We start from the raw sequence: 10,666 nt of genomic DNA on the forward strand, positions 1-10,666 counted from the left end.
TCATGGTCGTTCTCCTCACGGCTTGTTTCCATGAGGCCAATGTAACAGGACCTCGTTCGCCACTGGAGAGCGGCCGCCGCAATCACACCATGTCGCTTTTGGGAGGGTGTAAGTGTCCGACCAGATCAGACAGGTGGCACGATCTACGATAGGGCTGACCAGCCACGCTACAAGCCACCTAGACGCAAACGCCAGTGACCGGACGATACTGGGTGATTGGCCCATTTTCTTCCTCGCGTTACGGACGTACACTGAGCATAGTTTGTCTAAGGTGGAAAAGATGCCTCACTATCGTTCGAGAACAAGTACACATGGCCGAAATATGGCGGGTGCCCGTGGTCTTTGGCGCGCGACAGGGATGACCGACGGCGATTTTGGCAAACCTATCATCGCCATTGTCAACAGTTTTACCCAGTTCGTTCCCGGCCACGTCCACCTGAAGGATCTGGGCCAGCTTGTCGCTAGAGAGGTCGAAAAGGCCGGGGGGGTCGCGAAAGAGTTCAACACGATCGCCGTCGATGATGGTATCGCGATGGGCCATGACGGGATGCTGTATTCACTCCCCTCGCGAGAGATCATCGCCGACAGCGTGGAGTACATGGTCAACGCCCATTGCGCCGACGCGATGGTTTGCATTTCCAATTGCGATAAGATCACGCCAGGCATGATGATGGCCGCGATGCGATTGAACATCCCCGTGATTTTCGTGTCCGGTGGCCCGATGGAGGCTGGTAAGATCGACATCGCGGACCTTGAGATGACCAAGATTGACCTGGTCGATGCGATGGTCGCAGCCGCCAGTGAGACGCTGACCGACGCGCAGGTCCAGAACATCGAGGAAAACGCCTGCCCAACCTGTGGATCGTGTTCCGGTATGTTCACCGCCAATTCAATGAACTGCCTGGCCGAGGCACTGGGTCTGGCGCTGCCCGGAAACGGGTCCACGCTGGCCACCCATGCTGACCGCAAATCCCTGTTCTTGGAGGCCGGTCGCTGCATCGTCGATATTACCAAGCGCCACTACGAGGCTGAGGAAAAAGGCTTGCTGCCGCGCGAGATTGCTAGGTTTGAGGCATTCGAGAATGCGATGAGCCTAGATATCGCGATGGGCGGATCGACAAATACTGTGCTGCACCTGCTGGCCATCGCCAGCGAGGGCGAGGTCAATTTCACGATGGACGACATCGATCGTCTATCACGCCAGGTACCCTGTCTGTGTAAGGTCTCGCCGAACATCGCCAACGTCCACATGGAAGACGTGCATCGCGCCGGTGGCATCTTCTCTATCTTGGGAGAGCTGTCGCGGGCCGGGTTGTTGAACGACGACTGCAGCACTGTGCATTCTATGACGATGGGCAAAGCGATCGCGCAGTGGGACATCAAGGTTGCCAATAACCCTGAGGCCGAGAGCCTGTTCAAAGCGGCCCCTGGGGGCGTGCGCACCACGCAGGCCTTCAGCACGGAAAACCGGTTCAAGAAATTGGACAAGGACCGTGAAAAGGGCGTGATCAGGTCCAAGGCCCATGCCTTCAGCGAGGATGGCGGCCTTGCGGTCCTGTTTGGCAACATCGCGGCAGAAGGCTGTATTGTGAAAACGGCTGGGGTCGATGCCTCGATCCTGAAATTTATAGGCACCGCTCATGTCTGCGAGAGCCAGGAATCCGCCATCAGCGACATCCTGACCGGCAAGGTCAAGGAGGGTGCCGTGGTTGTGATCCGCTACGAGGGGCCGCGCGGCGGGCCTGGCATGCAGGAAATGCTGTATCCCACGTCTTATTTGAAATCCAAAGGCTTGGGAAAGGCCTGCGCCTTGCTAACCGATGGTCGCTTCTCTGGCGGCACCTCCGGTCTATCTATTGGGCATGTCTCGCCCGAAGCAGCAGAAGGTGGCACCATCGGGCTGGTAAAAAATGGCGACAAGATCGAGATCGACATCCCAAACCGTTCGATCCACCTAGCCGTCGATGGTGCAACTTTGGTTGCCCGCCGCGCCACACAAGATGTAACCGGCTGGCATCCGGCAGTGCTGCGCAAGCGTAAAGTGTCCAAGGCACTGCAAGCCTATGCGGCTTTGACTACCAGTGCCGCGAAAGGAGCCGTGCGTGATATCTCAAGGCTAATTAAATCACCTTAACCCTTAGCGTTACTCAACGAACAAATCTTGCAATGACGCCACGAGGGACTAGCGGTTGATGCTCTGTCAGAGGTAGCAAAGCGTAAGGTGGAACAGGGCTACCTGTAATGCCGATAAACGAACTTTGGTGGCATTCCAGAAATGCTCCTTTTTGGAACACCCTCAAACCACCCCAATTTCTGCTGTCAAAAACCCCTTCCAGAACCTAAGTAGTTCTGGAACGTTTTTGAAAGGGCCCAGCAGTGATTATTGGCTACGCACGCGTCTCGACAGAAGAACAGCATCTTGATGCCCAGACCTCGGCTTTGGAAGTGGCTGGCGCGGAACGCATCTTTGCGGAAAAAATCTCAGGCACCAAAAAATCCCGCCCAGAGCTTGATCGCATGATCGAGCAGCTGCGCAGTGGTGATGTTGTTGTCGTGACCAAGTACGACCGTCTGAGCCGATCTCTACAGGACCTCTTGAGCATCGTAGAGGCAGTCCGTGCGCAAGGTGCTGGGTTCCGGTCGCTGGCTGAGGACATCGACACGACGACGCCAGCAGGACGGCTGGTGTTTCATGTGTTTGCCTCCATCGCTCAGTTTGAGCGCGAACGGATATCTGAGAGAACCAAAGAAGGCCTTACCGCTGCCCGCAAGCGAGGGCGTGTTGGTGGTCGGCCCCCTGCCCTATCTGCGGAGCGCGGCGCCGAGGTTGTGCGGATGCGGGATCAGGAGGGCCGTGGCATCGCTGAGCTGGCGCGGTTGTTTCAGGTCAGTACAAGCACCATCAGACGGGCTTGAATGAGAAATACCCCCTGCCCTTTCCAAGCGTTCAGTAAACCGTTACCGTGAACTATTAAAGCCCAATTAGAAACCCCAGAGAATACAGGCAATGAACGCTATGAAACTCACACTAGGGCAGGCCGCGAAACACGCGAGCAGGGCAAAGGGAACTATGTCAAAAGCCCTTCAAAGCGGTCAAATTTCAGCAGAAAAAGACGATAAGGGCAGGTGGCAAATAGATCCTTCCGAGCTTCAAAGGTGGATGGATGCCAACCCGTTTCTGAACACGCCTGAAAACCAAACTACAACCCATATGGAAACCCAAGAAAACCCTATTGGAAACAGCGCACTATCGACCGAAGTTAAGATGCTACGCGAACAGATGGACAAGCTGGAGACCATGCACGAGCGTGAGCGACAAACTTTGCTCGGTCAGGTGGAAGATCTGAAAGTAGAAGCCGAACGGCGTAGCCGTGAACACATGCAGGCTTTGGCTGTTCTGACAGATCAGCGAGAGAAGGTGACTGAGCCGCGTAGACGGTTCTTCGGCCTGTTAAAAGGGTAGACCGCAAGCTAGGCATTTACCTTCAACAACCGTGCCAGTTTTGAATGGGGTTTGTGGTGGCAGAAGACAGGGTAGTGGGGCTTCGTTCCAAAAAGGAGCGTTTTTGGAACAGGCACGTTTGGCCACCACTCAAGCACTGCAATCGCAAGTAGGATTATAGGGGTCTGCTCCGGCTCAGTGCTAAATCCTACGTTAAGCAAAACCGGTCGTTCCTTCTCGATACAGCGAACGGCAGTTCAGAGCCCATACTTCTCTTTTATCAATGGCGCAGCATCGGTCTCGAAGGGTGGGAAGCCGACCTTCGCTACGACGGGAACTGAGGCATATTACTCGCAGTACAAGGCGCAGTTTTTAGAATTTGAGCGGCCACTAACGCGAAGGAGGCCACCGACTTTACAGGCTGTGGTTTTTGTTATTCCATCATCATCGCTTTATTAATCCTGATGCTCATTCTAAAGTGTCATGGAAATTCACATTATTTGAGGGAGAACGGCCATGTCAGATGATGTCTTAAACAAGGGTAAATGTCCGGTGTCCCACCTGACAACGGCTTTCGGTGCTCCGGTGGTCGACAACCAGAACTCAATGACCGCAGGGAAACGTGGGCCCGTGTTGGTGCAAGATATCTGGCTCAACGAAAAGCTTGCGAATTTCGTGCGCGAAGTCATCCCGGAGCGCCGCATGCACGCCAAAGGGTCCGGTGCGTTCGGCACGTTCACCGTGACCAACGATATCACCCACTACACACGCGCCAAAATTTTCAGTGAAGTTGGCAAGAAGACCGAGATGTTCGCCCGCTTCAGCACTGTGGCGGGTGAACGCGGCGCGGCAGATGCCGAGCGGGATATTCGCGGCTTTGCGCTCAAATTCTACACCGAAGAAGGTAACTGGGACATGGTGGGTAACAACACCCCTGTGTTCTTCTTGCGGGATGCCAAGAAATTCCCGGATCTCAACAAGGCCGTCAAACGCGATCCACGGACCAACATGCGTTCCCCGACAAACAACTGGGACTTCTGGACGCTTCTGCCCGAAGCCCTGCATCAGGTCACGGTGGTGATGTCTGATCGCGGCATTCCCAAAAGTTTCCGGAACATGCACGGGTTCAGCAGCCATACCTATAGCTTCTGGAACGACGCCGGTGAGCGTTTCTGGGTGAAGTTGCATTTCAGGACCCAACAGGGCATTGAAAACCTGACTGACGCAGAGGCAGCTTCGGTTGTGGCCGATGACCGCGAAAGCAATCAGCGCGATCTCTTTGATGCGATCGAACGCGGTGATTTTCCGCGCTGGAAGATGTATGTACAAGTGATGCCCGAAGCCGAGGCAGAAACCTATCACGTTCATCCGTTCGACCTGACCAAGGTTTGGTACAAGGAAGATTACCCACTTATCGAAGTCGGCGAATTCGAACTGAACCGCAATCCGGAAAACTATCACGCAGATGTCGAGCAGGCCGCTTTCTCGCCATCGAACCTCGTGCCGGGAATCAGCGTTTCGCCCGACAAGATGCTTCAGACGCGGTTGATCAATTATCCGGACTCACAGCGCTACCGACTGGGTGTGAATTACCAGCAGGTGCCAGTCAATGCCGCCAAATGTCCGGTCATGAGCAACCACCGAGATGGCCTTGGGCGGGCGGATGACAACTACGGCAGGCTGCCGCACTATCAGCCGAACAGCTTTGGCCAATGGGTCGATCAGCCCGAATACGCGGAGCCGCCACTCAAGATTGACGGAAACGCCGCAATGTTCGATTTCCGCGAGGATGACGACGATTATTACACGCAGCCCCGCAAGCTTTTCCAACTGATGACACCGGCACAACAACAGGTTCTGTTTGAAAACACCGGGCGAAACATGGGCGATGCTCCTGATTTCATAAAGCAGCGTCACATCGACAACTGTACGCGCTGCGACCGAAACTATGGCGAAGGTGTTGCCAAGGCTTTGGGCATGTCGGCCAAATCGCCAGAGGAACTGTCCCCAAAGCCTGAATTGGCAGAGTAACGCTTCACTGTAATTCTGGCGGGGCGAGTCGCGCGCCCCGGCCGGGACACACCGATAGAAAGCCGGAACATTACCATCGAAGGCATCGACAGGCGCCTTCGATGCGCGCCTGACAATGCGCCGCAACAGCGGTACACCGGCGAAAGAGATGGCGCTACGCGCTTAACCCCATATATCGATTTCATCCGCTTCGCCAAACGTTGCGCGCGGCTGGTAAGCCGCGTTTCCTGATCCTCGGGCAGGCCCTCAAGCTGTATTCGTTGCGCAACCTCGTCGAGCGGTGCTTCAACAAGCTCAAGAACGCACGAAGGGTCGCAACCCGCTACGACAAGACCGCCCAGAGCTTCCTCGGCTTCATCGACATCACCTCGATCCGTCTATGGATACGCCATTTGTCAACATGACCTAGAAGCCATGCGCAGAGGAAACACTCGTGACACAGAGGCAGGTGAAAGGGGGCCAGTATGAATGCGCGTAGGTTTGACATTACCGCCGAAGAAATCGGCGTGGTGGTCGCGCGCTTTTACGCAGACATTCGCCACCATCCAGTTCTTGGGCCAGTTTTTGCACGGCACGTCACGGATTGGTCAGAGCATGAAAGCAGGATCATGTCTTTCTGGCGTAACGCGATCCTGCGCGAACAGGGCTACGATGGAAACCCCATGTTCGTTCACAAAGAGGCAGGAGACATACGCGCTGAGATGTTTCCAATATGGCTGGACCTCTTTGATAAAGTGCTGGCTGCTAACCTCACAATAGATCAGGCCCGCAATTGGTCAGCCCTCGCGCACCGGATTGGCAAGGGCCTCAGCTATGGGCTTGCGCAGGCTGGCGATCCCCCAAACCTCCGCCGCTGATAGAGAGGCAGCAGTTTCATCAACCAAATCTTCGACAATGCCAGAGCCGTTAAGCCGGGCCCTTTTGAACTCTAAAATACCTTTCCCCCGATCCCCAAGAAGGGGGGATAGCCCCCCTGCCTGCCTAAACCGCGACCCCAAATAGTTTCCCGATAGCGGCGGTCACTGCCATCGCGGCACCGCCCCAGAAGACCACACGCAGTGTTGGTCGCAACAACTTGGCTCCGCCGGCCCAAGCCCCGAGAGCCCCGAGAACGGCAAGCGCGAGCAGCGTTGTCACAGTAACCACGACGGCGACAGTTTCTGCGGGTGAGACGAGCGCAGCAACCATCGGCACAGCCCCGGCCAAAGTGAACGTGAGCCCAGAGGCAAAGGCAGCCTGTAAGGGATTGGCGCTATGCACCTCAGAGAGGCCGAGTTCATCGCGCACATGGGCCCCAAGCGCGTCAGCTTCGGTCAACTCGCGCGCGACAAGCGCTGCCGTCGCGGGCGAGAGCCCTCGGCTCTCCCAGATAGAAGCCAGTTCCGCCTCCTCCTCCGCGGGTGTCTCGCGCAGAGCCTGCGCCTCACGGGCGATGTCAGCACCTTCAATATCCGATTGTGAGCTGACCGAGACATATTCCCCCGCCGCCATCGACATCGCCCCGGCGGCCAATCCCGCGGCGCCTGCAATCAACACCGCCTCTGCGGAAGGATTGGCGACCGCCACGCCCACGATGAGCGCCGAGATCGAGACGATCCCATCGTTGGCGCCGAGCACCGCGGCCCGCAACCAACCGCTGCGGTTGACGAAATGTACTTCTTCATGGGCTGACTGATAGGTCATGGCCGTCCCGCTCCAATTTCATACTGTCGATCTGACCCTGTAGATTCCAGCCTGCATTCCCCAAGTGGCGTGTCGTTTGAGGTGAAGATCGCCTGTATCCGAGCGCTAGACAAGGATTTTCTGCCGCAAGCGGCACCTGGGGGTCGATTCCGGCTCAGTGCAAAATAGTACGGTAAGCTTGCTCTGACGCCCACAACCATATGATTGTTAAAGATTTAATCTGATTCGTGTTGTTGGCATATGTCTCAAACGCAGGTTTGTGAAACGGATGTAAAATAGGCTCTCAGATAGCGAAGTCGTGCATCTCAGCTCATGTCTAAATGTAAATTCCGCAAAGGGTGCCAGCGTCAGGGAAAAATATTTCTTAGCGTAGGATTTTGCACTGAGCCGGAGCAGACCCCTTATACGATTGTACCTTCATAGCCGTTTAAAGAAATATGAGTGCAAAGTTCTCCCCACTGGCAATCGTTACAGGCGGATCGAACCTGATTTCGTGAGAACGCCGACCGAAGTAGCCTCAAAGACCCTTTGTCCAAAGAAAGTTTTGCGCCGGTATGCATCGGCACTTGCAATATCTTGCCCACATCCTTCGCCGCATGAAGGTCTCGATTGTAAACACTTTCGTCGCAACAATGCGCACTAGTTTCCGCCAGACGCGGGGCACAGATATCATCCGGTCCCTCTATAATTTCGATAGTCTCACCTGCTGAAATTCGCCCCGCAATCACAGTCATGTTGTCTGTGAAGGCGAGGCTGTATCCTTTGCCAATGTAAGTAAGCAAACAAAGAAGATGGTGAGCACGCAGGCGTACTGTCATTCGGCGTTGTTTTTGGTGTCGCGCGTCAACAGTTTAAGCGTCATCGCGCCGAGACCAGATTTGAGGATCCCACCAATGACAAAGGGAACGACACCCGCCATAATTGCTTGTTCCGCACCGATCAGAACTGCAAGCCATGCGGCCCCCAGAACCAGACAGATCGCGTTACCGATCAGCATAGCAAGAAACGAAAGCCAAACGCGCTGCCCGTTCCAGCCACGTTCCGTTAACCACCCGACAGCCATGCCCGCGACTGGGAAGGCAAAAAGATAGCCGCCGGTTGCGCCTAAGAAATGTTGTGCTCCAGCAGCGCCCCCCGCCAGAACCGGCAGTCCAAGGGCTCCCTCCATCAACCAAGCCACGATTGTGATTCCACCCAAACGCCATCCGTATAGGGCACCGACAAGCATGACCGCAAAGGTTTGCATGGTGATCGGAACTGGGATCATCGGAACTTCGATATAGGACGACAATGTGAGGAAAAGGGTGCCGAAAAAGACGGCCGCTATTTTCCACGGTAGTGTAAAGTTCTGCACATCCAATGCTCTGGGATTGTTGCAGGCGACTGCAGTTGTAGATGAGGTCATTTAGGCGATTCCTACAAATATCTATTAAATATAGAACGAGAATCAAAAAATACTTGAACTATAGATAGTTTACAAGAATGTCTTGAAATCATCCACGGGAGAGGTGCCGCCTTAAGATCGTAGATGCTGTATTTCCTTCACGCCGCTCCATGGCCTGAAGGATCGCCACATGGTCTTTGTCCGAGGTGCTCTGCCACGTTTCGCGCCATCTGGCGTGAAACCTCTGTGCGGAAAGACGCTGAAGTTGCTTGATGCGCTCCAGCAAAAGAGGCCGTTCGCAGGGTTTCAGAATTTCCAAGTGAAACTGCCGGTTGGCTTTTTCCCAAGAAATAGGGTCTTTGGCATGGTCGCAAGCAAGCCGAAAAAGCTCCATTTCCTGCAGAGCCGCTGGCGTAATCTTGGCAACCGCTTTCGTCAAAGCCAGCGGCTCCAGAGCAAGTCTCATCTCCTGAATGTCGTCTTGATCTGCGTCAGTCAAAGAAAACGCTCGGACACCGCGCTTGGGGATAAAGGTGGCAAGTTCCATCTGAACAAGGCGCTGAAGCGCCTCGCGTGCAGGGACGTGACTGCACTTGAATCGTTCGGCGATATGATCCTGCGCAAGTCGAGCACCCTGAGCAATGTCGCCCCTAATGATTTCTTCTGCGAGGACGTCAGCAATAGCTGCAGGTTTTATAGATAAATCAGACATAATCACGATCTAACCTGAACCGGCTCACTGGAACAGGCCGTTGTTTAAAAAAGGGGTGGTTCGAACACAGCGCTGACGATCACCCTAAATGCACGCCTTTCAAAAAGGACCGTTTTTGAACGTTCACAATCGAGGGTTTTTGCCATTGATCGAACCGGGCACTCAAACGCCCGTGGTCAACAGATCGAGAGCCCCTGTGATGTCCGCGTCATGCAGCGCAAGGCTGGCAATGGGCGTTTTCAGAATAGATACAGGCACCGCAGACAAAAATTGGGTGACCATCACATGGCGCTCGTTCTGGATATCGAACACTGGATTAAGGCGCTTAGCTGGAGACGGAGCTGCACTGACCGGCATCAATGGCACAACCACACGCGTATTCAGGCTTTCCAGCAGGTCGGCCTGCACGTCAAGCAAATAACCTCCACCGTCCGGGCTGGCATACACATCGAAACGCGCCATCAAAAGGACCGGTATTTTTCTAAGGGTAAACCGTAGTTTTCCACCCAAGCATTAGATGTCTCAAGTGCTTTGGCGTTTTCACACTTCCATGCAGTGGCTTTTGCATCACTAACAGCCCGTCGCAAACCCGCCTCCGCAGCCTGTGAGAGGTTCACGCCAAAAGTTCTGGCTTCAGACAAAAGGCCTTGATCCAAGGACAGGTTGGTCGGCTTTTTAGGAATGGGTTGTGCTTGCATCGACTCACCTCGCTATCATGCGCATAATATATGCGCATGATAACAGCAAATCAATCAACAACATCCCGCCCTGATCTTGTTGCGTAGGGCACGCAAGGCGGGGTTTTCGAGTTCCCATGCTTAGCCCCAAGGGCGGCTCCAGAAGCGTAGCTCAGGGCCGCTGTGTGGCTGCTGATGCAGGATGTATATCAGTGGAGCCGTCACCAGTAACAAAGCGGGAACGGCGGATAATCGGACGTTATGTTAAGTGAATTTTTCGGGTCAAATTCTCGCCTTGATTGTATGTTGAGGATGAAAATCAGCAGTTCCATGCAGCCCCATTTAATGTGAAGTGCTAGTCTTTATAAACGCCAATGATTGGAACCCTACTAATGAAGAAAATGGCATTTGCATCAATCGTAATGGTCATCGCTTACAGCTTTCCTGCAATCGCGGCCCAGGACTTTTTGCCAGAAAATACAGACAGCAAAACGACCCTGTCCCAACAGTTGAGAAGCTTCAGTGATAGAGGGAATTTCAAAACAGCAGCAATGTGCCTCTCAGCCGGAGAAGAGCTCAATGGGTCTAGCAAAACCTGTTTTTACAACTGTCCGACCGGTAGAAAATCCATCTCTGTATCTGGGGTCTATCCCAACAAAGGTACGAAATGCGACATAGGATTATCCCTGATTTCTGACGCGCATGATTGTTTGCCTGCTGGTTTCAAAATGGCGTGC

General features: G+C 54.3%; 12 protein-coding genes and 1 pseudogene. 7 read left to right on the forward strand and 6 right to left on the reverse strand.

The annotated features are described in order from the left end of the window. Nucleotides 1–280: 280 nt before the first annotated feature. From ilvD to GGR95_RS18480, 6 genes and pseudogenes are all read left to right on the forward strand, one after another. Nucleotides 281–2,134 (forward strand): dihydroxy-acid dehydratase, encoded by a 1,854-nt coding sequence (gene ilvD, locus GGR95_RS18455; protein WP_050527167.1) that lies wholly within the window; start codon nucleotides 281–283, stop codon nucleotides 2,132–2,134. Nucleotides 2,135–2,376: 242 nt separating this feature from the next. Continuing rightward, nucleotides 2,377–2,916 carry a recombinase family protein gene (locus GGR95_RS18460; protein WP_184568347.1) on the forward strand — a complete coding sequence of 180 codons (540 nt, stop codon included), beginning with the start codon at nucleotides 2,377–2,379 and terminating at the stop codon, nucleotides 2,914–2,916. 154 nt (nucleotides 2,917–3,070) lie between these two features. After that, nucleotides 3,071–3,463 (forward strand): hypothetical protein, encoded by a 393-nt coding sequence (locus tag GGR95_RS18465; RefSeq protein WP_184568348.1) that lies wholly within the window; start codon nucleotides 3,071–3,073, stop codon nucleotides 3,461–3,463. A 495-nt stretch (nucleotides 3,464–3,958) separates the two neighbouring features. After that, nucleotides 3,959–5,473 (forward strand): catalase, encoded by a 1,515-nt coding sequence (locus tag GGR95_RS18470; RefSeq protein WP_038068513.1) that lies wholly within the window; start codon nucleotides 3,959–3,961, stop codon nucleotides 5,471–5,473. A 245-nt stretch (nucleotides 5,474–5,718) separates the two neighbouring features. Then, nucleotides 5,719–5,877: pseudogene (locus tag GGR95_RS18475) on the forward strand (transposase); the annotation flags it as partial. A 60-nt stretch (nucleotides 5,878–5,937) separates the two neighbouring features. Next, nucleotides 5,938–6,330, forward strand: a complete 393-nt coding sequence (locus tag GGR95_RS18480; protein ID WP_020952701.1) for a group III truncated hemoglobin — start codon at nucleotides 5,938–5,940, stop codon at nucleotides 6,328–6,330. Nucleotides 6,331–6,454: 124 nt separating this feature from the next. Here GGR95_RS18480 and GGR95_RS18485 read toward each other — a convergent pair whose 3' ends face one another. The 6 genes from GGR95_RS18485 to GGR95_RS18510 all read right to left on the reverse strand — a co-directional run bounded on the left by GGR95_RS18485 (nucleotide 6,455) and on the right by GGR95_RS18510 (nucleotide 9,950). Then, entirely contained in the window at nucleotides 6,455–7,156 is a 702-nt protein-coding gene (locus tag GGR95_RS18485) for a VIT1/CCC1 transporter family protein (RefSeq protein ID WP_038068518.1), read from the reverse strand. A 401-nt stretch (nucleotides 7,157–7,557) separates the two neighbouring features. Next, complete coding sequence (locus tag GGR95_RS18490; protein ID WP_184568349.1) at nucleotides 7,558–7,974, reverse strand: DUF1284 domain-containing protein; 417 nt, start codon at nucleotides 7,972–7,974, stop codon at nucleotides 7,558–7,560. Next, on the reverse strand, nucleotides 7,971–8,561 hold the full coding sequence (locus GGR95_RS18495; RefSeq protein ID WP_137192347.1) for a biotin transporter BioY: 591 nt from the start codon (nucleotides 8,559–8,561) through the stop codon (nucleotides 7,971–7,973). The genes GGR95_RS18490 and GGR95_RS18495 overlap by 4 nt, the downstream gene beginning before the upstream one ends. Before the next feature lie 88 nt (nucleotides 8,562–8,649). Next, complete coding sequence (locus GGR95_RS18500) at nucleotides 8,650–9,252, reverse strand: GntR family transcriptional regulator (RefSeq protein ID WP_137192348.1); 603 nt, start codon at nucleotides 9,250–9,252, stop codon at nucleotides 8,650–8,652. A 162-nt stretch (nucleotides 9,253–9,414) separates the two neighbouring features. Then, a complete protein-coding gene (locus tag GGR95_RS18505; protein ID WP_184568351.1) occupies nucleotides 9,415–9,714 on the reverse strand; it encodes a CcdB family protein in 300 nt (99 codons plus the stop codon). Next, nucleotides 9,714–9,950 (reverse strand): type II toxin-antitoxin system CcdA family antitoxin, encoded by a 237-nt coding sequence (locus GGR95_RS18510; RefSeq protein ID WP_184568352.1) that lies wholly within the window; start codon nucleotides 9,948–9,950, stop codon nucleotides 9,714–9,716. The genes GGR95_RS18505 and GGR95_RS18510 overlap by 1 nt, the downstream gene beginning before the upstream one ends. A gap of 371 nt (nucleotides 9,951–10,321) precedes the next feature. Here GGR95_RS18510 and GGR95_RS18515 point away from each other — a divergent pair. Next, on the forward strand, nucleotides 10,322–10,666 hold a 345-nt coding region (locus tag GGR95_RS18515), incomplete at its 3' end, for a hypothetical protein (protein WP_184568353.1).

The sequence above is a fragment of the Sulfitobacter undariae genome, from assembly GCF_014196805.1.
GTDB lineage: Bacteria > Pseudomonadota > Alphaproteobacteria > Rhodobacterales > Rhodobacteraceae > Sulfitobacter > Sulfitobacter undariae.

Bases quoted from the DNA above. Each gene is read 5' to 3' on its own strand.
- ilvD (WP_050527167.1), top strand. From the start codon at position 281: ATGCCTCACTATCGTTCGAGAACAAGTACACATGGCCGAAATATGGCG.
- GGR95_RS18465 (WP_184568348.1), top strand. From the start codon at position 3,071: ATGTCAAAAGCCCTTCAAAGCGGTCAAATTTCAGCAGAAAAAGACGAT.
- GGR95_RS18470 (WP_038068513.1), top strand. From the start codon at position 3,959: ATGTCAGATGATGTCTTAAACAAGGGTAAATGTCCGGTGTCCCACCTG.
- GGR95_RS18480 (WP_020952701.1), top strand. From the start codon at position 5,938: ATGAATGCGCGTAGGTTTGACATTACCGCCGAAGAAATCGGCGTGGTG.
- GGR95_RS18485 (WP_038068518.1), bottom strand. From the start codon at position 7,156: ATGACCTATCAGTCAGCCCATGAAGAAGTACATTTCGTCAACCGCAGC.
- GGR95_RS18490 (WP_184568349.1), bottom strand. From the start codon at position 7,974: ATGACAGTACGCCTGCGTGCTCACCATCTTCTTTGTTTGCTTACTTAC.
- GGR95_RS18495 (WP_137192347.1), bottom strand. From the start codon at position 8,561: ATGACCTCATCTACAACTGCAGTCGCCTGCAACAATCCCAGAGCATTG.
- GGR95_RS18500 (WP_137192348.1), bottom strand. From the start codon at position 9,252: ATGTCTGATTTATCTATAAAACCTGCAGCTATTGCTGACGTCCTCGCA.
- GGR95_RS18505 (WP_184568351.1), bottom strand. From the start codon at position 9,714: ATGGCGCGTTTCGATGTGTATGCCAGCCCGGACGGTGGAGGTTATTTG.
- GGR95_RS18510 (WP_184568352.1), bottom strand. From the start codon at position 9,950: ATGCAAGCACAACCCATTCCTAAAAAGCCGACCAACCTGTCCTTGGAT.